The organism is Aeromonas sp. PrichA-15, from assembly GCF_017939245.1.
GTDB lineage: Bacteria > Pseudomonadota > Gammaproteobacteria > Enterobacterales > Aeromonadaceae > Aeromonas > Aeromonas caviae.
In genome coordinates, this window is the sequence record NZ_JAGKRH010000155.1 from 1 (window position 1) to 19,482 (window position 19,482).

The window sequence follows — 19,482 nt, forward strand, 5'->3', positions numbered from 1 at the left end:
GAAACCATCACGCGCAATCATCAATGCAGAGGGATGGCAAACCTGCTGGCCCGAGTGAAACACTTCATGGATACCGTGTCTCCTTTCCCGGGGAATGGCTATGGCACAGCGAAGGTGTAGCACTATTGGGATCAGTTATTTAGGGAAGGTTATATAGGATGGTGGCGATTTTGGGTCATTCACCGCCGAGCCACAGGAGTCCGGTTTTTGGCACGAATTGCGCATCGTTGGCGGAAAAAATCATTTATTCCTTATGATTCATGAAATTAACCGAATCCGGCCTGCGTCAGTTTTTTTATAAAATTTCAGCGTCATTTTTCTCGGCCTTATTCCTTATTAACGGACTTTTCTCAAAATTGTTTTTCATTCGACTCTCTCCCTGACTCGATGCCCTCCCGTTGCCTCATCCGGCGGTTTAACATATCTCACTGATTATGTTATTTTATTTACCACTTTATTGCGGCAACCAAGGGCAGACCATGAGCAAGGCAAGAATCGGTATCGTCACCGTCAGCGATCGCGCCAGTGCAGGCATCTACGAAGATCTCTCCGGCAAGGCCATCATCGACACCCTGAACGCCTACCTGACCTCGGAATGGGAGCCCGTCTATCAGGTGATCCCCGACGAGCAGGATCAGATTGAGGCGACCCTGGTTCGGCTGGTGGACGATGAGCAGTGCTGCCTTGTCGTTACCACGGGGGGCACCGGGCCGGCCAGGCGGGATGTGACCCCGGAGGCCACCGAGGCGGTGTGCGATCGCATGATGCCGGGCTTTGGCGAGCTGATGCGGGCCGAGTCCCTCAAGTTCGTGCCGACCGCCATCCTGTCGCGCCAGACCGCCGGCCTGCGCGGCAGCTCGCTCATCGTCAACCTGCCGGGCAAGCCCAAATCGATCCGCGAGTGCCTGGATGCGGTCTTCCCCGCCATTCCCTACTGCATCGACCTGATGGAAGGGCCCTATCTCGAGTGCGACGAGGCCATCATCAAACCGTTCCGCCCGAAGAAATAAGCACTGGGCGGGGATTTCCCCCGCCCTTTGCTCATTTGCGCCCGTACACCTTGACCCCCGCCCTGCTCCCTTCCGAATTGCCGTACACCTCGATGCGCTTGATGCAGAGTCGGCTGCCGAGGGATTGCCACCCCGACTCCTGATCCTCTCTCAACACCTTGTCGAAATAGAGGGTCTTGCTGCGATCGTTGCCGTAGAACACCTTGACCCGCTCCAGGGTCAACTCCCGCCCAGCCTTGACCATGATGGATTTGGTCGGCCGGCAGGCGAGCATGGGAATGATGGCGGGATGATCGCCGACCCCGAGCAGAATGGTCTGCCCCAAGCGGATATCCTCGTCGGCCATGGCCGGGGGAACAGCAGCCCCCAGCAGCGCCATGGGTACGCAGATGCGCAACGCGCGGGCAAGAGTGGACGAGGAGTGAAGGGAAAACAGCGCTGACATGATGCCTCCTGAAAAAAGGAGTCATGATAAGGACCCGATGCCAGACCCAAGCTGTACTGGCCCTGTACCAGGGACCATGACAATGGCCGGAAGCCCGTGTGGGTAACGGGGGCCTGGGCCCCCGTTACCCCTGCCGGACGCGCTAACCGCCCCACATGGCCGACAGCCGCGACTCCATGGCCTCTTCCTGCTCATCCGGCAGCTCGGTGAAGAAGTCGAGTCCGGTCTGCTCCTCCACCTCATCCACCGTCACCACATAGTCCGCCAGCCGACTGGCCGAGACGTTCTCTTGCGGCAGGATGAAGGCGATGGCCCGCTTGCCCGCCAGATCCATCACCACCCGGTAGTAGGCGTGGGGCACGGTCACGCCGTTGCCGATGGCGCCATCGGAGTGGGTGAAGATGGGGCCGGTGATCACCTGCACGCTCTTGTAGGTGATGGCCCACTGCCGGGTCTTCTCCTCCAGGATGCGCCAGGCCCCCTGGTTGAGCGCCGGCAGTTGCGGGGTCATGTTGGTGAGCAGGAAGCTCTGTTTCATGGTGTTGGCGGTGGAGCGCATGTCCGCCGCCGGTGCCTGATGGCCGCGGTCATAGCCCGAGCCCTTGTAGTCGGCCAGGGTGGCGCGAAACTGCACCGGCACCTCCTTGTCCTCGGCGAAGGCATCCTTGCGCGGCACCTGGCCCTGGGCGCTAGCGGCCGTCATCCAGTAAGAGACCCAGTCAGAGACCTTGGTGTCGTAGTTGTACCCGGCGGCATAGCCCTCCCGGCACAACAGCTGACTGGATTGACCGGGTACCCCCAGGGTGACGTGCTCCCCGCACTGGAATCCCGCCGCCAGGCTCGGGAAGGTGGTGAGAGTGAATCCGATAGCCAGAACTAATTTATTGATATTATTCATTATTATGCCACTCCTTGTGTTAGGCGGAGTGATTTGACACCAGGTCGGATGAGTAAGGCAATCGCACAAATAGCGAGCAATCCAGAAATGTGAAGAGGACGGCAAAACCGCAAACAAGGCGCCGCCAACCGGGGGATTGTCATCCCGCCGTCACTGTGCTGAGGGGGGAATTTCTCCAGCACTATCAGAGGGATAAGGGGTCAACACCGAGGCACTCTGTCAGCACAGCGCCCGGCTCCCACCACGCACGCCCCTGGCCGGGTCAGGGAATATCGAAAAAATCCCAACGAAATAAGGGATCCTCAAGCCCGATAATTAGTCCGCGCTTGTTTGCTCGAGATCAAACGGAGCCATGAAAAGCCCTCTAGAATCAGCCCGTCAGCTATTTGGGGCACCATGAAAGGGGGCCGTTCATGGCGAAAATGCCCGCAGGATTTCTCCTTCATGAATAAGCGGGCCCCGTTGCCGGAATACATCATGGCGCCGCCTCATGCCACGCTTCAAATAACGATGACGACAGACCTTTCATAACAATTAATCCAGTCTGGCACCGCGTACCCTGCGTTTCCAACGATGCCATTGACGAGGCCTTCCTGCCGGAAGGCCAGGAATGGCCGTGCTTTTCAATCAGGATAAGGATGCATGATGAAAAAGTCCCTGCTGGCTGGCGCCCTGCTGCTCTGCCCTGCCGCCTTTGCCGCCACCACACACTGGGAATACAGCGGCGAGGCCGGCCCGGCGAAATGGGCCAGCCTGACCCCGGAATATGGCCAGTGTGCCGGCAGCAACCAGTCGCCGGTCAACCTCTCGGGTCTGGTGAAGGCCGATCTGGCCCCCCTGCAGTTCCACTATCAGGCGGGTGGCAAGACGCTGGTCAACAACGGCCACACGGTGCAGGTCAACTATGCCCCCGGCAGCACCCTTGAGCTCGACGGCATGCGCTTCGAGCTCAAGCAGTTCCACTTCCACGCCCCCAGCGAAAACCTCATCGAAGGCAGGTCCTACCCCCTGGAGGGTCACCTGGTCCACGCCAACGCCAAGGGGGAGCTGGCGGTGGTCGCCGTGATGTTCGAACCGGGCCGGGCCAATGCCGCCCTGAGCCAGGCCTGGCAGGCGCTGCCAGCCAAGGCGGGGGAGAGTCACGAGCTCAAGGAAGGGGTCTCGGCAGAGGCACTGCTGCCCGCCAAGCGGGACTACTACCGCTTCAGCGGGTCACTGACCACCCCGCCCTGCTCGGAAGGGGTGCGCTGGCTGGTGATGAAGGAGCCGGTGCAGGTCAGTCAGGCCCAGATCGATGCCTTCAAGGCGGTGATGCACCACCCCAACAACCGCCCCGTCCAACCTCTCAACGGGCGACTGGTGCTGGAATAAGGGGTTATCTCACCGATTCACGCAATAAAAAGAGGGCCTGTTGGCCCTCTTTTGCATCTTCCGCAAAGGTGTTTACAGGCTGGCGGCAATCTTTGCCCCCAGAGCAGTGCTGTTCAGCACCCGCTGGCTATTAACTGCCAGGGAGTTGCCACCGGTCAGCTCGCACACCCGGACGACCGATCACAGGCTGGCAGCGATGCGCGCCCCCAGCGCGGCGTTGTTCAGTACCAGCTGGATGTTGGCCGCCAGGGAGTTGCCGCCGGTCAGCTCGCACACCCGGGCCAGCAGGAAGGGGGTGGATTCCTTGCCCTTGACCCCCTGCTCGTCCGCTTCCCGCAGCGCCTGCTTGATGGCCGCGTCGATGTCCGCCTTCGGCATCGCAAACTGGGCCGGGATGGGGTTCGCCACCACGGCACCTCCCGCCAGCCCCAGCTCCCACTTCAGGCGCAGCGCCTCGGCGATCGCCGCCGGGGTGTCGAGGCGGTAATCCACCTTGAAGCCGCTCTCCCGGGTATAGAAGGCGGGCAGCTCCTCGGTCTGGTAGCCGATGACCGGCACCCCCTGGGTCTCCAGGTACTCCAGGGTCAGGCCGATGTCGAGGATCGACTTGGCACCGGCGCAGACCACGGCCACCGGGGTCTGGGCAAATTCCTGCAGGTCAGCCGAGATGTCGAAGGTCTCCTGGGCGCCGCGATGCACGCCGCCGATGCCGCCGGTGGCAAACACCCGGATCCCGGCCATGGCGGCCACTATCATGGTGGAGGCCACCGTGGTGGCCCCCATCCCCTTGTTCGCCAGCACGAAGGGGATGTCACGGCGGCTGCACTTGATGGCGGCGTGGCCGGCCTTGCCCAGCGCCTCCAGGGCCCCCGCATCCAGGCCCACCTTGAGGCGGCCGTCGATGATGGCGATGGTGGCCGGCACGGCGCCGTTGTCCCGCACCACCTGCTCCACCTGGCGCGCCGTCTCCACGTTCTGCGGATAGGGCATGCCGTGGGAGATGATGGTGGACTCCAGGGCAACGACGGGTTTGCCGGCGGCAAGAGCTTCGGCGACGACCGGTTGGATATCGAGGTAAGCGTTCAACATGGGTACTCCTCCAGCATGCGTTCAACGGCGGCCTTGGATAGGCCGGAAAAGACGGTATCGGAACAATTGACGGTGAGGGCGGCGCAGCCGAGGGCGAACCGGGTCGTCTCGACGATGTCCTGCTCCTGCAACCAGGCGTGGGCCAGCCCTGCCATGAAGGCATCGCCGCCGCCGGTCACGTTGACGACCGGGCTGCCGAGCACGGGCAGATGGCCCTGGCACGCCCCGTCGCTATAGAAGATCCCCTGATCCCCGAGGCTCAGGAAGAGCCGCTGCACCCCGGCACGGTGGAACCAGGCCGCCGCCATGGGCCAGGTGTCGGGCCCGCCGATGGTGAAGCCACACAGCTGCTCCGCCTCGGTGCGATTGGGTTTGAGGGTGTGGATGCGGTGCAGCCAGGGGCGGATCTTCTCCACCTTGGCGACCGACACGGTGTCCACGAAGATGATGTGCTCCCCCTGGCGCTCGAACAGCCAGTCAAGGGTGTGAGTGGCGAGGTTGGTGTCGAGCACCCAGAGCCGGGCCGCACCGAGAAAACCGCTCAGGGGGGCAAGCCGGGCCGGGGTGAGCTGCTCGATGATCCCCATGTCGTTGACGGCGCAGCTCATCTCGCCGCTGCCATCGTGCAAGCTGAGGTAGCAGGAGGTCGCCTGCCCCTCCAGCACCAGCACCTGGCGCACGTCGACGCCGGCGCGCTGGCTCACCTCCAGCAGGTGGTGGCCGTATTGATCGTTGCCCACCGCGGTCAGCAGCCGGGTGTCGGTACCGAGCCGCGCCAGGTTCTCGGCGATGTTGCGCCCCACCCCGCCGGCCGAGGTGCGCACCTTGCCGGGGTTGGAGTCGCCGATGCGCAGGTTGTCGTGGCTACAGCCGCAGATATCCATGTTGGCGCCGCCGATCACCACGGCATAGGGGCCTTCTCGCAGCACATAGCCGCGCCCCTGCACATAACCCTGGCGCATCAGGCTGGAGATATGGCTCGCCAGCGCCGAGCGACTGATGCCGAGCCTGTCTGCCAGCTCCTGCTGGGCAATCATGGGGTCCTGGCGCAGCAGGGCGAGGATCTCTTGCTCACGTTCCGTCATAGACAAACATCCAGTTACAAACGTTTGTCCATTATCATCGAGAAACGTTTTCCCGCCACGATTGCGTGCAAGAAATGTCGGGTCAGCCACAAAAAAATCACCGGGCAAGCCCGGTGATCCCTGATGTCGATATGCGCAGCCCGCTCAGTCCAGCCGCACCCAGACCTCGCTCCCCTCCAGCCGCACCGGCCAGCAGGCGACGCTCAGGGCAGGATCGTCCAGACAGCGACCGTCCATCAGGGCGTAGCGCTGCTTGTACAGCGGCGAGGCGACCACGGGCTCCCCACCGGCATCCCCCACCAGGCCACGCCCCAGCACCGCAACGCCGGCCAGGGGGTCCACCCCGTCCAGGGCATAGACATGCTCCCCGAGGCGAAACAGCGCCAGTACCCGCCCCTCCAGCCAGGCGCTGCGCCCGGCCTGCTCCGGCAGCGCCGCCAGCTCGCACACCCGGTGCCACTGCCCGCAGAGCTGTGCATCGTCCTTGTCATCCTTCATACCACCTCCTTGATACTGATGGCGGGCGTGCAACCCGCTGCCCCCGCTCATACCACCTCCTTGATAGCGATATCCGGCACCCATTGCCCCCGCTCCTCACGGCGCGGCGGCGTCTCGTCCTCGGGCCGGTTGACGAAGGCCTCGAACAGCTTGAGCTTGTCCGGATCCGCCAATGTGCTCTTCCACTCGCACTGCCAGGTGCCGACTATCCCCTCCATCATGGCCTCCAGCTCGGCACCGATGCCGAGCCTGTCCTCGATGATCACCGACTTTAGGTAGTCGAGCCCCCCTTCCATGTTCTCCATCCAGACCGAGGTACGTTGCAGCCTGTCCCCGGTGCGCACGTAGAACATCAGCAGCCGGTCGATGTAGCGGATCAGGGTCTGCTCGTCGAGATCCGTGGCGAACAGGTCGGCGTGGCGCGGCCGCATGCCGCCGTTGCCACACACATAGAGGTTCCAGCCCCGCTCGGTGGCGATGACGCCGATGTCCTTGCTCTGGGCCTCGGCGCACTCCCGGGTGCAGCCTGAGACCGCAAACTTCAGCTTGTGGGGGGCCCGCAGCCCCTTGTAGCGGTGCTCCAGGGTCTGGGTCAGGGTCATGGAGTCCTGCACCCCGTAACGACACCAGGTGGAACCCACGCAGGACTTCACGGTGCGCACCGACTTGCCGTAGGCCTGACCGGTCTCAAAGCCCGCCGCCACCAGCTCGCCCCAGATGGCGGGCAGCTGGTCGACCCGGGCGCCGAAGAGATCGATGCGCTGGCCGCCGGTGATCTTGGTGTAGAGGCCGTACTTGCGCGCCACCTCGCCAATGGTGATGAGCCCCTCCGGGGTGATCTCCCCCCCCGGGATGCGCGGCACCACCGAATAGGTGCCGTCCTTTTGCAGGTTCGCAAGGAAGGCGTCGTTGGTATCCTGCAACGCGCGGTGGGGCTTCTCCAGCACGTGCTCGTTCCAGAGGGACGCCAGGATGGAGGCCACCGTCGGCTTGCAGATGTCGCACCCCAGCCCCTGGCCGTGCTTGTCCCGCAGCGCCTCGAAGCTCTTCAGCTCGCCCACCCGGGCCAGGTGATAGAGCTCCTGACGGCCGTAGGCGAAGTGCTCGCACAACCCCTTGTCCGCCTCGACGCCAAGATCCGCCAGGGTCTGATCCACCACTTGCTTGAGCAGGTTGCTGCAACCGCCGCAACCCGTGCCGGCCTTGGTGCAGCTCTTCACCGCCGACAGCTCGTGATTGCCCGCCCGAACGGCGGCCACCACGTCCCCCTTGCTGACGTTGTGGCAGGAGCAGAGGATGGCGCTGTCCGGCAGCACCAGGGGCGCGGGGGCGGCCCCGACCTCCCCCACCAGCAGGGAGAGCGGCGGCTGGGGCAGCGCCACCCCGTTCTGGTAGTACTGCAGCAGCCGCTCATAATCGGCCCCGTCCCCCACCAGGATGGCGCCGAGCAGGCGATTGCCCTCGCCGTCGGTCACCAGCTTCTTGTAGATGCCGTTGACCCTGTCCAGCAGCAGCAACTCCTGGGCGCCGGCGGTGTTGGCGTGGGCATCGCCGATGGAGCCCACGTCCACCCCCATCAGCTTGAGCTTGGTGGACATGTCGGCCCCGATAAAGCGGGTCTCGCCGCCGCACAGACTGGCCACTGCGGCCCGGGCCATCTGGTAGCCGGGAGCCACCAGGCCGAAGATGCGCCCCTGCCAGAGCGCGCACTCGCCGATGGCGAGGATGGCGGGATCCGAACTGTGGCAGCCGTCGTCGATGCAGATGCCGCCGCGCTCCCCGACCTCCAGCCCGGATTGCCGGGCCAGGGTGTCGGCGGGTCGAATACCGGCGGAGAACAGCAGCACGTCGGTCTCAATGTGAGTGCCGTCCTTGAAGCGCAGGCGATGACGGGCCTGCTCCCCCTGCTCGATGCACTCGGTGGCTTTCTCCACCAGCACCTCGACCCCGAGGGCCTGGATCTTGTCCCGCAGCACGGCGCCGCCGCTCTCGTCGAGCTGCACTGGCATCAGCCTGGGGGCGAACTCCACCACCTGGGTCTTGAGGCCGAGCAGGCGCAGGGCGTTGGCCGCCTCCAGCCCCAGCAGGCCGCCACCGATGACCACGCCGCTGCGGGCCTGGGCGCAGGCATCGCGGATGGCCGCGAGATCTCCCAGGGTGCGATAGACGAAGCAGCCCTCCCGCTGATGACCGGGGATGGGGGGCACGAAGGGGACAGAGCCGGTCGCCAGCACCAGACGGTCGTAAGGGAACTGCTCGCCGTTGGCCAGCGTCAGGGTGCGGGCCGCCCGGTCGAGCACCTCCACCTCGGCCCCCAGTCGCAGCGTTATGCCGTGCTCTTCATACCAGGCGGGATCCGCCATGCGCAGGGCCTGGGGCGCCTTGCCACCGAATACCTCGGAGAGGTGCACCCTGTCATAGGCGGCGTCAGGCTCGGCGCCAAACACCGTCACCTCAAACCGCTCGAGGCCGCCCGCCGCCACCAGCTGTTCGACGAAGTGATGACCCACCATGCCGTTGCCCACCACCAGCAGCCGTTGCTTGTCGGCCGTGTCGGCGGAACCACTGTTCTGGCGACCGAGCAGGCCCATGCCGTCCTCTGTCACCCACTGTTGCTCTTTGTCAGTCATGTCTCTCTTCCTTGAATCCGGCGGGCTCAGGCGCGCAGCTTGCTGCGCACCTGCCCGGCTGCCTTGAGGGGGGTCACCTTGCGCTGCTTCTCGTAGAGGAAGCGCAGCACCTGCTGGCGCAGCTTGTGGTAGTGGGGATCGTCCGCCAGGGCGACCCTGTCTCTGGGCCTTGGCAGGTCGACGGTCAGGATCTCACCGACCGTGGCGCTGGGGCCATTGGTCATCATGACGATGCGATCGGAGAGCAGCACCGCCTCGTCCACGTCGTGGGTGATCATGATGACGGTGTTGCCAAGCTCCGCCTGGATCGCCATCAGAGCATCCTGCAGATGGGCCCGGGTCAGGGCATCGAGGGCGCCGAACGGTTCGTCCATCAGCAACACCTTGGGGGAGAGCGAGAGGGCGCGGGCGATGCCGACCCGCTGCTTCATGCCCCCCGACAGCTCGTGGGGCATCTTCTGGCTGGCGTGATCCATCTGCACCAGGGAGAGGTAGTAGTCCACCCGCTCCGCCACCACCCGCTTGTCAGACGCCACCTGGGCCACCGCCAGCGCCACGTTCTGCTGGACGCTGAGCCAGGGCAGCAGGGCGTGGTTCTGGAACACCATGGCGCGCTCGGGCCCCGGGCCCGCCACCTCGCGACCATCGAGAATGATGCCCCCCAGGGTCGGCTCCAGCAGCCCGGCCACCAGATTGAGGACGGTGCTCTTGCCGCAGCCCGAGTGACCGATGAGGGAGACAAACTCCCCCTTCTCGATGCGCAGGTTGACCCGGTTCAAGGCCTCGAAGCTGCCCTGCTCCGTCTCGAACGAGATGCCGACGTCGCTTATCTCCAGATAACTCTTCATTGGCTCTTCTCCTGCCTGAATAGAAATGTGATTAACGCAGCACCTGGCGCTTGTCCTGAAGCAGGACCACTGCTGCAGGGCCTGTGCTGCCTCGGTTTCCCGTGGGCGTTCCTAGCGCAATACCTGGCGCTTGTCCCAGGACAGCCACTGCTGCAGGGCCAGCATGCCCCTGTCCAGGGCACAGCCGATGAGGCCTATGGTGATCACCGCCACCATGATGCGGGCCAGAGAGGCCGAGCCACCGCTCTGGAACTCGTCCCACACGAACTTGCCGAGCCCCGGGTTCTGGGCCAGCATCTCCGCCGCGATCAGCACCATCCAGGCCACCCCCAGGGAGAGCCGCAGCCCGGTGAAGATCATGGGCAGGGCCCCGGGCAGCACGATGCGCCGCACGTGGGTCACAAAGGAGAGGCGCAGCACCCGGCTGACGTTGTGCAGATCCCCATCCAGCCCCGCCACCCCCACAGCCGTGTTGATCAGGGTCGGCCAGAGGGAGCAGAGAGTCACCGTCAGGGCCGAGGTGAGGAAGGACTTGGCAAGCCAGGGGGCGGGATTGGCGTAGAGGGCGCTCACCACCAAGGTGATGAGGGGCAGCCAGGCCAGCGGCGACACCGGCTTGAGCAGCTGGATCACCGGGTTGGCGGCGCGATAGAGCCCCTGATTCATGCCGAGCAGCACCCCGCACGGAATGGCGATCAGGGTCGCCAGCGCGAAGCCGCACAGCACGGTGAGCAGGCTGGTGGCTATCTGATCGAAGAAGGTGGGGCGTCCTGTGTAGGGACGCAGCTTCACCTCGGCCGCCGGATCCGCCGCCAGCCTTGCCGCATTGCGCACCTGCTGTCGTTCGAGGAAGGCCGCCGCCTTCTCCCGCTCCTGCAGATGCTCCTGCCCGAGGGACCAGAGCTGGCTGGCGGTGGCGAGCGGCCCCGGCAGGGTGCCCAGACTGGTCTGCACCTGGCTCGCCCCCCACTGCCAGAGGCCGAGGAAGAGCAGCACGCCGAGCAGGGGCTGCACCATGATTTTCCAGTTGATGGCTTTTAAATGGATGAGGGGCCATGTGTGTCGTTTCATCGGGATCTCCTTGCTCATTGCACCCGCTCATCGCCCTTGAGGCCGATGGCGAACTGTTGCAGGTAGGCGTTGGGGTGGCGGCCGTCGTAGATGAGGCCGTCGATGAAGCCATCCTGGGGGCCGCGATAGCCCTGCTCGCTGGCAAAGTCGGGGAAGTCGGTGGCCTTGAGCTTGCCCTCGGCGATGAGGGCCTCGGCGGCCTGGCGATAGACGTCCGGTTGATAGACGGCCTTGGCCACCTGCTCGAACCAGGCGTCCGGTCTGGCCTCGGGGATCTGGCCCCAGCGCCGCATCTGGGTCAGATACCAGATGGCGTCGGAGTAGTAGGGATAGGTGGCGTGGTGGCGGAAGAAGACGTTGAAATCCGGCACCTGGCGCTTGTCCCCCCTGGCGTACTCGAAAGTGCCCGTCATGGAGCTCGCGATCACCTGCTCGTCCGCCCCCACGTACTCGGGTCTGGCCAGCAGCTTGGCCGCCGCGCGCCGGTTGCCGTTGTCGTCTGCATCCAGCCACCAGGCCGCCCGCAGCAGCGCCTTCACCAGCCGCACATGGGTGTTGGGGTGACGTTCGGCCCACTGCCGGGTGACGCCGAACACCTTCTCCGGGTTGTTGCGCCAGATCTCGTTATCCGTGATGACGGGCACCCCTATGCCCCTGGCGACCGCCTGCTGGTTCCAGGGCTCCCCCACGCTGTAGCCGGCGATGGTGCCCGCCTCCAGGGTGGCGGGCATCTGGGGCGGCGGCGTCACCGACAGCAGCACGTCCGCCTGGCGCTGGCCCGAGTTGTCCCCGAGTTGGGGGGCATAGAAGCCGGGGTGCAGGCCGCCCGCCGCCAGCCAGTACCTCAGCTCGTAGTTGTGGGGGGAGACGGGGAAGACCATCCCCATGTTGAAGGGCTTGCCCCCCTGGCGGTATTCCGCCACCACGGGCTTGAGGGCGGCGGCGCTCACCGGGGGCGGCACCTGGCCCGCCTGCGGCCTGGGCAACTGGGGCGCCATGGCGGCCCAGACGCTGTTGGCCACCGTGATGGCGTTGCCGTTGAGATCCATGGCAAACGCCGTCACCAGCTCGGCCTGGGTACCGATGCCGATGTGGGCCGCCAGGGGCTGGCCCGCCAGCATCTGGGCACCGTCCAGCTCGCCGTCTATCACCCGATCCAGCAGGATCTTCCAGTTCGCCTGGGCTTCGAGGGTGACGTAGAGTCCCTCATCCTCGAAATAGCCACGCTCGTAGGCCACCGCCAGCGGCGCCATGTCGGTCAGCTTGATGAAGCCGAGCCTGAGCTCCTCCTGCTCCGGGGCTCCCAGTGCCAGCACCGGCAGCGACAACGCCGCCAGCAGCAGTCCCGCACATCCTTGTCGTCCGTTCATTGCATCTCCTCCCTCGGTTCCGGGTCAGGGCCATGGCGCCAGGCTGCCTGGAATCGCAGTGCCACCTCGTTGCAGCGCTGCGACCCAAGGTGCGTCGCGACCAAAAAAAAGCCCCGCCGATCCGGGATCGGCGGGGCTTCTTTGCCCTGTTGCGGGTGAGTGGCCTGATCGGCCCCTCACTGCGCATCGTTACTTCATTGCTATCGTGTTTTTGTTATTCACTTTCCGTGCCAGCTCGTCCAGGGTGCATCAGGCGGCCCTTTGCGGTCTGTGGTGCCCTGATCCTCCCTCAAATTTGCCTCAATTAGGCGCAGTTGCACCAAAACGGTTGGCCACGGGAGCGCTCAGGCGGGCAATGCCAGCAACAGCTGCCGCGCCAGCTCCCCCAGGCTCAGGTGACGGCTCATGGCGGTGCTGCGCATCAGGCGATAGGCCTGTTCCTCGTCCAACCCCTGATGGCGCATCAGCCGCCCCTTGGCCTGCTCGACGAGCCGCCTCTCCTCCAGCTTCTGGCGCAGCTCGCTCTCGGTCTGCATCAGGGCCTGCACCATGGCGAGCTGGCTGCGGGCCAGGCGCAGCCACTGCTCCACCGGCTCCCGCTCGCCGCAAGGGTGGGGCACCAATAGCACACCCTGCCGCAACAGGGCGAGCTGGGTGTCTCCCCCCAGCCGCTCGCAGAACAAGAGGCGCGGCAGGCCGGGCCAGAGGGAGAGGCCGAGGCGCACCTCGGCGCCGAACTGTCGGCAGCTGACGAGCAGGGCGTCCCCCTGCTCCATCGGGGTCAGCAACTGGCGGGTATCGAGGATCCTGGGCTGATGACCGTAGTGGCTGACCAGCAGGGCCAGCCGATTGGCCTGACCGGGATCATCGGCGTGGATCAGCAGGCGGGAAGCGGGGCCGTCCTGACCCCGGGTGGAAAGAGTAGTCATGGCGCTCCTTGCCAACGGCTATCGCAACTTGTCTGCTGCCAATGCCGCAACATGAAGGCCAACTCTTTGAATCTACCTCCTTTTTATCTATCAGGAGGTAGTGGGGGTAGAGGGTGGATATCGGCTCAGGCGACCCGATCCAGCGCCTCCGTCAGCAGACCTTGCAGCTCGGCGCGCAGGCGCACCACCTCCCCCACGATGATCAGCACCGGGCTCTGGCCGAGCAGGGCCAGCGCGGCCTGCGCCAGCCCGTCCAGCGTGGTCTCGTGCACCTGCTGGCGGGCGCTGCACCCGGCCACCACCAGGGCCACCGGCACATCCAGTGAGGCCCCCGCCGCCAGCAGCCCCTGCCGGATCTGGGCCGCCCGCTCCAGCCCCATGTAGAACACCAGGGTGTGGCCGGCCCGGGTCAGCCCCTGCCAGCCCTGATAGTCGCGCTCGTCCATCAGGTGCCCCGTCACCAGGGTCAGGGAGCGGGCCAGTCCCCTGTGGGTCAGGGGGATGAAGGTGCTGGCGGCGCACCCCAGGGCCGCCGTGATCCCCGGCACCAGCTCGGCGGCGATGCCGTGCCGGGCCAGGTGCAGCGCCTCCTCGCCGCCCCGGCCGAACACCAGGGGATCCCCCCCCTTGAGGCGCACCACCCTCTTGCCGGTGCGGGCCAGGGCCAGCAGCAGGGCGTTGATCTCCTCCTGGGTCGGGCTCGGCTCGCCGCAGCGCTTACCCACGTCGAAGCGGGCCGCCCCCTGGGGAATGCGGGCCAGGATCTCGCTCCCCACCAGGCGGTCATAGACCACCACCTCCGCCGCCTCGATGCGTTGCAGGGCGCGCAGGGTCAACAATTCGAGGGGGCCGGGGCCCGCTCCCACCAGACTGATTTGGCTCATCTCAGGCTCCTTGTGTCCTGGCATCGCACTAAGCGGATGCCAGGAAAACATGTTTGATCAACAGCTTGTCGATTTCGGGCAGACAGGTGCCACAGTTGCTGCCACAGCCGAGCAGGGCCTGCAGCCCCGCCAGCTCGCTCACCCCCTGCCGGGTGATGGCATCGACGATGCGCTGCTCCGAGACCCGCAGGCAGGAGCAGACCAGCCGGCTCTCCCCGGCCAGGGCCTGGCTCAGGGTCTGGCTCAGGGCCCCCGCCTGGAGCGGCGTGCCGAGCAGACTGGCCAGCAGGTCGACCTTGATGTCCGGGCGCCGCCCCCCCACCAGCAAGATGCCCTCGATGCGATCCCCTGCCAGGGCCACGGCCAGCCACCCCTCCTTCATGGGCAGCCTGAGCCAGTGCCCCTCGGCCCCCAGCCGTTGCCACAGGCTCTCTGTGCTCTCTGACCAGGAGGCCAGCAGGGTGCAGTTACCCTCGGGCAGGGGGCGCCTGGCCCACCAGTCCACCGGCTCGCGCCACTCACCACGGCCACACCAGAGCCCTTGCCAGCGGGTGAGCTGCGCCCTGGCCTGCACCCGCCCCTGTTTGAACATCGGCTGGCCGGAAAGGGGATCCACCACGGGGGCGATGAGGCGGTTGACCGCCCCCTGGCTGCACTGGCTGTCGGTCCAGTGCATGGGCAGGAAGGCCTCCCCCTCCCTGAGCCCCTCATCCAGCCCCACCAGCAGCAGCGCCTCCCCGAGCCCGTTGCAAAGGCGCACCAGGTCCCCCTCCTTCACGCCAAGCGCCAGCAGGCTGGCGGCCCCCATTCGCACCCTGGGCCAGGGCTCGGCCTCCTGCAACCGGGGCACGTGGCCGGTGCGGGTCATGGTGTGCCACTGATCCCGCAGGCGGCCACTGTTGAGGAGCAGGGAGACAGCCCCTGCAAGCGGGGGCGTTTCTGGCTGCTCGGGGAAGCGCTGGGCCAGGGGCAGCAGGCGGGCCCGGCCATCCGGGGTGGCAAAGCGCCCATCCTCGAACAGGCGATCCCGCCCACGGGGCCAGTCGGCGTTGACAGGCCAGCGCAGGGGAGAAAGGGCCTCGAATTCGGCACGGGTGAGACCCGCCAGCCCGGAGATGTCGAACTGGCGGGATCCGTCGTTCTCAAAGCCGGAGAGGGCGGCATGCTCGCAGAAGATCTCGTGCTCGTGCTCATAGGCGAACCCCTCGCCAAAGCCGAGCCGACGGGCGAACCGGGTCAGGGCCCACCAGTCGGGCCTGGCCTCCCCCGGCAGGGGCAGGAAGGCGCGCTGGCGGCTGATGGTGCGCTCGGAGTTGGTGACGGTGCCGCTCTTCTCCCCCCAGGCGGCGGCGGGCAGCAGCAGGTGGGCGAGGCGCGCCGTGTCGGTGTTGGCCGTCACCTCGGAGACCACCAGCAGCTCGCAGCGACTCAGGGCTTCGCGCACCCGGTTGCCGTCCGGCAGGGAGACCGCCGGATTGGTGCCGAGCACCCAGAGCGCGCGGATCTCCCCCCGGTGCACCGCCTCGAACAGCTCGACCGCCTTGTGCCCCGGCCCGCGCACTATGGTCGGGCTCTGCCAGAAACGCTGCACCCGGTCGCACTCGGCCTCGCCAAAGCCCATGTGGACGGCGAGCTGGGTCGCGAGCCCTCCCACCTCGCGCCCTCCCATGGCGTTGGGTTGCCCCGTCATGGAGAAGGGAGCCGCCCCCGGCTTGCCGATGCGACCGCACATCAGGTGGGCGTTGATGATGGCGTTGGCCTTGTCCACCCCCTGGTTGGACTGGTTGATCCCCTGGCAGAACAGGGTGACGGTCTTGGGGGTACGGGCAAAGAGCTGGTAGAAACCGAGCAGATCGCTGCGGGAGAGGCCGCAGCTACGGGCCACCTCGTCCAACTGCCAGGCCGGATCGTCCAGCGCCCCCGCCAACGCCTCGAAGCCGCTCACGTGCTGCGCCACATAGGCCTTGTCCCAGCCATCGACATCGAGCAGGTAGCGGCACAGGCCGTTCCAGAGCGTCACGTCGCTGCCGGGTTTGAGTGCCAGATGCAGATCCCCCTGCTCCGCCGTCATGGTGCGGCGGGGATCCAGCACCACCAGCTTGAGCTCGGGGCGCCGCGCCCTGGCCTGCTGCAGGCGGCGAAACAGCACGGGATGGGTCCAGGCGGTGTTGGCACCGGTGAGCACCACCAGATCCGCGAGCTCGAGATCCTCGTAACAGGCGGGCACCAGATCCTCCCCGAAGGCGCGCTGGTGGGCCACCACCGCCGACGACATGCAGAGCCGGGAGTTGGTGTCCACGTTGGCGCTGCCCAGATACCCCTTCATCAGCTTGTTGGCGACGTAGTAATCCTCGGTGGTGAGCTGGCCGGACAGATAGATGCCGATGGCACCCGGCCCGGACTCGGCCAGGATGGCGGCAAAACGCGCAGCCAGGGTGTCCAGGGCCTCCTCCCAGCCGATGCGCTGCCCCATCCAGCGCGGATAGAGCAGGCGATCGGGAAAGGCCAGGCTCTCCAGCAGGCTGGCCCCCTTGACGCACAGGGCACCGCCGTTGGCCGGATGCTGCTCATCCCCCTGCAACTGCCAGTTGTCTCCCTCCCGGCTCAGCCGGATGCCGCACCCCACTCCGCAATAGGCACAGGTGGTCTTCATTCCCTTGCTCCTTGTCATGTGTCTGACGAGGGGCCCATAAAAAAAGCGTCCGCCCCCCTGCGGGGACGGACGCCTTTGTCCGGATGCCTCATCGTCTTGTATGGGGAAGTGACTGCAAACCCCGCGCCAGGATGCAAGGGGCGCCGCCACTGCGCATCAGGGTGTCGAGCTGCGCCGCCACGGTGCAGCCGCCCTCTTGTTGGGCCCGCCTTGCGGGAATCCGCCCCGCACGCTGGGCAAGGGGCCCACCGGGGGTATAATGCGCCGCCACACAGGAGAGAGAGATGAAAGTGTCAGATGAAGGCGCCACCGGGCAGCACCGGGCAGATGCCCGGGAGAGAGGGGACTATTGCGCCATCGGGCTGGTCAATCCCAAATCCCCGGAGAACGTGGGTGCCGTGATGCGGGCCGCCGGCTGCTACGGGGCGGACGAGGTCTACTACACGGGGCAGCGCTTCGAGCTGGCGAGGCGTTTTGTCACCGACACCAAGCAGATGGTGGAGAAGATCCCCCTGCTCGGGGTCGAGGAGCTGCTGGACTTCGTGCCCGAGGGCTGCACCCCAGTGCTGGTGGATCTTATCGAGGGGGCCACGCCCCTGCCGGATTACGTGCACCCCGAGAGAGCCTTCTACATCTTCGGCCCGGAGGATGGCACCCTGGAACCCGCCCGCTTCGCGGCGGTGAAGGAGGTCATCTATGTGCCGACTCAGGGTTGCATGAACCTGGCCGCCTCGGTCAACGTCATCCTCTATGACCGGTTGGCCAAGACGCTCAGAGCCAAAAACTGAGGGCGGGGCAAGACGTTATCTATTACGACCGGCTGGCCAAGACGCTCAGAGCCAAAGACTAAGGGCGGGGCAAGAGGGGCCCGATGACGGCATCAGGCCCGACAGCTAGGGCTGTGGCTTGTTCGCCCGCACCACCTGCTCCCTGAGAAAGTCCTGGTAGTAGTCGTAGAGCTTGTTCTGCCGATAGATCTCCGCCAGCTTGCCCTGCCTTATCAGGGTACGCATGCCGGGATCCCAGAGCCCGTGCAACTCCCTGCCCTTCGGGGTATCGGCGAAGATGGGGTAGGTCGGGATCCAGCGCAGGAATACCTGTACCAGCTCGGGGGGAAGGGAGCCTTCGGGGTAGAGGGCGCCGTCGGTCAGGTAGTAGCGGTAACGCCCCTTGATCAGCAATTGCAGCGCCATCTCGTGGCTGTCTATCTCGAACCAGCGCATCGGCTCCGGGATGAACTTGTCAAAGGCCCACCCCCTCAGCCAGAGCACCTCCTGCTCCTTGAGGCTGTGCTCCCCTGCCCAGTGCGGCAGCCAGCGCTTTTGCATCACCACGCTCACGTAGTCCGCCGAGTCGGGGTAGTCGGGCTGATGGACCCCGGGCACCTCTCCCCGATAGACCCCCATCGCCATGTCCCCCTCCTTTTGCGACACCACCGCCAGTGCCCGTTTGTAAGGCACCATGTGAAGCTTCACCTCGTGCCCCAGGGGTTCATAGATGGCTCGAACCACATCCAGATAGACCCCCTTGCCGTCCCGGTGACAGAAGCCGGTCCAGTCGTCGCAATAGACGTGTATGGTGTCTGCCCGCACGAACGAGGTGATCAGCAGGCAACAGAACAGAAAAAGACGAACCATGAATATCCTCAGTGATATGGCACTCGGCAGATGCTCACCGCCGGACGGCCCGTTCAGGCATACAGATAGCATAGAAAAACAGAGTCCCGGCCGACATTTTCCCCATTTTGCGAGCGGGTCGAGGGTTATTGTCGCCCCACAGCGTATCATGGCAAACAAGATTCATTAGTAGCCCAACTTGAGGGGAGATTCTCATGCCAACCATCAAATCCCTGCTCTGCCCCGTCGATTTCTCCGAGATGTCCAGAGCGGTACTCGACTACGCCGTCTTCATGGCCAACACCCACCAGGCCGAGCTCAAACTGGTCCACGTGGTGGATCAGCTGCACGGCTTCGACAGCTACAAGATCCTGCACATGACGGCCATCGAGATCACCCACGAGATGGAACGCCAGGCCAAGAGTCAGCTCAAGGAACTGGTCGCCTGCCTGCCCATTCCGGCCAAGTTCGAGGTCCGTTTTGGCCGCGCCGCCGATGAAATCGTCCTCCAGGCGAAGGAAGACAAGGTGGATCTCGTGGTCATGGGCAGCCATGGCCGCTCCGGCATCACCCACCTGCTGGTGGGCAGCGTGGCGGAATCCGTGGTGCGCCACGCTCCCTGCCCTGTGCTGGTGGTCCGCAAATAATCCCCGCCTGATGCGCCAAGGCCAGCATATGCTGCAATGCTGTTCACTTAAGAGAATTTGAGTTCCAGTCCACGTAGTATCAGGACAAAAAAGCGAGGGAGGCATGATGCCTCCCTCTTTCTATTGCAAGCCCCGCTGGATAATACCAATCAGATTAAAGATGTGATCTAATTGCTCTATTCTGGTTTCACTGTACTCAGTATGTCCGATCCAATCGATTTCTTGGCCCTCGCCAAGGCAGAAACCAACGCCAGGAAACGCATGCGATTCCTGGCGTTAGCACACTTTCAAGGTAACGGTTCACCCAGACCAGTTGACAGGTAAAAAATGAGACGATCGTCCGGTGATCCACTATTGCCTCTTGCGTGATCCTGTCAGCTTGGCACCATCAGGGGCATGAGCACATCCATGACCCCACCGGCCGCTTCGCCGCTGACC

Annotated in this window: 17 protein-coding genes and 1 pseudogene; 5 read left to right on the top strand and 13 right to left on the bottom strand. The window is 65.1% G+C overall.

Going from position 1 to position 19,482, the window contains the following annotated elements; genetic code table 11:
- Together J9889_RS17100 and mog are read left to right on the top strand one after the other, a co-directional pair.
- A pseudogene (locus J9889_RS17100) lies at nucleotides 1-120 on the top strand (IS630 family transposase); the annotation flags it as partial.
- Between the two features lie 359 nt (nucleotides 121-479).
- Nucleotides 480-1,010, top strand: coding sequence for a molybdopterin adenylyltransferase (mog, locus tag J9889_RS17105; protein WP_041212474.1), 531 nt, complete (start codon nucleotides 480-482; stop codon nucleotides 1,008-1,010).
- Between the two features lie 31 nt (nucleotides 1,011-1,041).
- On the opposite strand, the gene J9889_RS17110 is transcribed toward mog, so the two are convergent.
- Together J9889_RS17110 and J9889_RS17115 are read right to left on the bottom strand one after the other, a co-directional pair.
- On the bottom strand, nucleotides 1,042-1,389 hold the full coding sequence (locus tag J9889_RS17110; RefSeq protein WP_029314779.1) for a DUF2541 family protein: 348 nt from the start codon (nucleotides 1,387-1,389) through the stop codon (nucleotides 1,042-1,044).
- Nucleotides 1,390-1,597: 208 nt separating this feature from the next.
- Nucleotides 1,598-2,353 (bottom strand): DNA/RNA non-specific endonuclease, encoded by a 756-nt coding sequence (locus tag J9889_RS17115; protein WP_104455411.1) that lies wholly within the window; start codon nucleotides 2,351-2,353, stop codon nucleotides 1,598-1,600.
- Between the two features lie 645 nt (nucleotides 2,354-2,998).
- Here J9889_RS17115 and J9889_RS17120 point away from each other — a divergent pair.
- Nucleotides 2,999-3,724, top strand: coding sequence for a carbonic anhydrase (locus J9889_RS17120; RefSeq protein WP_104455410.1), 726 nt, complete (start codon nucleotides 2,999-3,001; stop codon nucleotides 3,722-3,724).
- 180 nt (nucleotides 3,725-3,904) lie between these two features.
- On the opposite strand, the gene J9889_RS17125 is transcribed toward J9889_RS17120, so the two are convergent.
- From J9889_RS17125 to J9889_RS17170, 10 genes are all read right to left on the bottom strand, one after another.
- Nucleotides 3,905-4,813 carry a pseudouridine-5'-phosphate glycosidase gene (locus J9889_RS17125; RefSeq protein ID WP_104455409.1) on the bottom strand — a complete coding sequence of 303 codons (909 nt, stop codon included), beginning with the start codon at nucleotides 4,811-4,813 and terminating at the stop codon, nucleotides 3,905-3,907.
- Nucleotides 4,807-5,898: a PfkB family carbohydrate kinase gene (locus J9889_RS17130; RefSeq protein WP_042079146.1), complete on the bottom strand. Its 1,092-nt coding sequence runs from the start codon at nucleotides 5,896-5,898 to the stop codon at nucleotides 4,807-4,809. The genes J9889_RS17125 and J9889_RS17130 overlap by 7 nt, the downstream gene beginning before the upstream one ends.
- A 144-nt stretch (nucleotides 5,899-6,042) precedes the next feature.
- On the bottom strand, nucleotides 6,043-6,396 hold the full coding sequence (gene nirD / locus J9889_RS17135) for a nitrite reductase small subunit NirD (RefSeq protein WP_210557451.1): 354 nt from the start codon (nucleotides 6,394-6,396) through the stop codon (nucleotides 6,043-6,045).
- A gap of 47 nt (nucleotides 6,397-6,443) precedes the next feature.
- Complete coding sequence (gene nirB / locus J9889_RS17140; protein ID WP_210557454.1) at nucleotides 6,444-9,026, bottom strand: nitrite reductase large subunit NirB; 2,583 nt, start codon at nucleotides 9,024-9,026, stop codon at nucleotides 6,444-6,446.
- 26 nt (nucleotides 9,027-9,052) lie between these two features.
- Nucleotides 9,053-9,874, bottom strand: coding sequence for an ABC transporter ATP-binding protein (locus J9889_RS17145; RefSeq protein WP_210557456.1), 822 nt, complete (start codon nucleotides 9,872-9,874; stop codon nucleotides 9,053-9,055).
- 111 nt (nucleotides 9,875-9,985) lie between these two features.
- The gene (locus J9889_RS17150; protein WP_052815472.1) at nucleotides 9,986-10,945 is read right to left on the bottom strand and encodes an ABC transporter permease; all 960 of its coding nucleotides are present in this window, start codon (nucleotides 10,943-10,945) and stop codon (nucleotides 9,986-9,988) included.
- Between the two features lie 14 nt (nucleotides 10,946-10,959).
- Nucleotides 10,960-12,315 carry a CmpA/NrtA family ABC transporter substrate-binding protein gene (locus J9889_RS17155; RefSeq protein WP_182954943.1) on the bottom strand — a complete coding sequence of 452 codons (1,356 nt, stop codon included), beginning with the start codon at nucleotides 12,313-12,315 and terminating at the stop codon, nucleotides 10,960-10,962.
- Between the two features lie 344 nt (nucleotides 12,316-12,659).
- Nucleotides 12,660-13,244: an ANTAR domain-containing protein gene (locus tag J9889_RS17160; protein WP_160837605.1), complete on the bottom strand. Its 585-nt coding sequence runs from the start codon at nucleotides 13,242-13,244 to the stop codon at nucleotides 12,660-12,662.
- Between the two features lie 125 nt (nucleotides 13,245-13,369).
- Entirely contained in the window at nucleotides 13,370-14,128 is a 759-nt protein-coding gene (gene cobA, locus J9889_RS17165; RefSeq protein WP_210557458.1) for a uroporphyrinogen-III C-methyltransferase, read from the bottom strand.
- A 28-nt stretch (nucleotides 14,129-14,156) separates the two neighbouring features.
- The gene (locus J9889_RS17170) at nucleotides 14,157-16,781 is read right to left on the bottom strand and encodes a nitrate reductase (protein ID WP_210557460.1); all 2,625 of its coding nucleotides are present in this window, start codon (nucleotides 16,779-16,781) and stop codon (nucleotides 14,157-14,159) included.
- Between the two features lie 284 nt (nucleotides 16,782-17,065).
- Between J9889_RS17170 and J9889_RS17175 the strand changes: the two genes are divergently transcribed.
- A complete protein-coding gene (locus J9889_RS17175; RefSeq protein WP_103858109.1) occupies nucleotides 17,066-17,569 on the top strand; it encodes an RNA methyltransferase in 504 nt (167 codons plus the stop codon).
- Nucleotides 17,570-17,674: 105 nt separating this feature from the next.
- On the opposite strand, the gene J9889_RS17180 is transcribed toward J9889_RS17175, so the two are convergent.
- On the bottom strand, nucleotides 17,675-18,418 hold the full coding sequence (locus J9889_RS17180) for a hypothetical protein (protein WP_103858108.1): 744 nt from the start codon (nucleotides 18,416-18,418) through the stop codon (nucleotides 17,675-17,677).
- 194 nt (nucleotides 18,419-18,612) lie between these two features.
- Between J9889_RS17180 and J9889_RS17185 the strand changes: the two genes are divergently transcribed.
- Nucleotides 18,613-19,044, top strand: coding sequence for a universal stress protein (locus J9889_RS17185; RefSeq protein WP_041212463.1), 432 nt, complete (start codon nucleotides 18,613-18,615; stop codon nucleotides 19,042-19,044).
- The last annotated feature ends 438 nt before the right edge of the window (nucleotides 19,045-19,482 follow it).

Coding starts and splice junctions, on each gene's coding strand:
- J9889_RS17145 (WP_210557456.1), bottom strand. CDS start 9,874: ATGAAGAGTTATCTGGAGATAAGCGACGTCGGCATCTCGTTCGAGACG.
- J9889_RS17155 (WP_182954943.1), bottom strand. CDS start 12,315: ATGAACGGACGACAAGGATGTGCGGGACTGCTGCTGGCGGCGTTGTCG.
- nirB (WP_210557454.1), bottom strand. CDS start 9,026: ATGACTGACAAAGAGCAACAGTGGGTGACAGAGGACGGCATGGGCCTG.
- J9889_RS17115 (WP_104455411.1), bottom strand. CDS start 2,353: ATGAATAATATCAATAAATTAGTTCTGGCTATCGGATTCACTCTCACC.
- J9889_RS17185 (WP_041212463.1), top strand. CDS start 18,613: ATGCCAACCATCAAATCCCTGCTCTGCCCCGTCGATTTCTCCGAGATG.
- J9889_RS17120 (WP_104455410.1), top strand. CDS start 2,999: ATGAAAAAGTCCCTGCTGGCTGGCGCCCTGCTGCTCTGCCCTGCCGCC.
- J9889_RS17160 (WP_160837605.1), bottom strand. CDS start 13,244: ATGACTACTCTTTCCACCCGGGGTCAGGACGGCCCCGCTTCCCGCCTG.
- J9889_RS17110 (WP_029314779.1), bottom strand. CDS start 1,389: ATGGCGCTGCTGGGGGCTGCTGTTCCCCCGGCCATGGCCGACGAGGAT.
- J9889_RS17170 (WP_210557460.1), bottom strand. CDS start 16,781: ATGAAGACCACCTGTGCCTATTGCGGAGTGGGGTGCGGCATCCGGCTG.
- J9889_RS17180 (WP_103858108.1), bottom strand. CDS start 18,418: ATGGTTCGTCTTTTTCTGTTCTGTTGCCTGCTGATCACCTCGTTCGTG.
- J9889_RS17130 (WP_042079146.1), bottom strand. CDS start 5,898: ATGACGGAACGTGAGCAAGAGATCCTCGCCCTGCTGCGCCAGGACCCC.
- J9889_RS17125 (WP_104455409.1), bottom strand. CDS start 4,813: ATGTTGAACGCTTACCTCGATATCCAACCGGTCGTCGCCGAAGCTCTT.
- cobA (WP_210557458.1), bottom strand. CDS start 14,128: ATGAGCCAAATCAGTCTGGTGGGAGCGGGCCCCGGCCCCCTCGAATTG.
- nirD (WP_210557451.1), bottom strand. CDS start 6,396: ATGAAGGATGACAAGGACGATGCACAGCTCTGCGGGCAGTGGCACCGG.
- J9889_RS17175 (WP_103858109.1), top strand. CDS start 17,066: ATGAAAGTGTCAGATGAAGGCGCCACCGGGCAGCACCGGGCAGATGCC.
- J9889_RS17150 (WP_052815472.1), bottom strand. CDS start 10,945: ATGAAACGACACACATGGCCCCTCATCCATTTAAAAGCCATCAACTGG.
- mog (WP_041212474.1), top strand. CDS start 480: ATGAGCAAGGCAAGAATCGGTATCGTCACCGTCAGCGATCGCGCCAGT.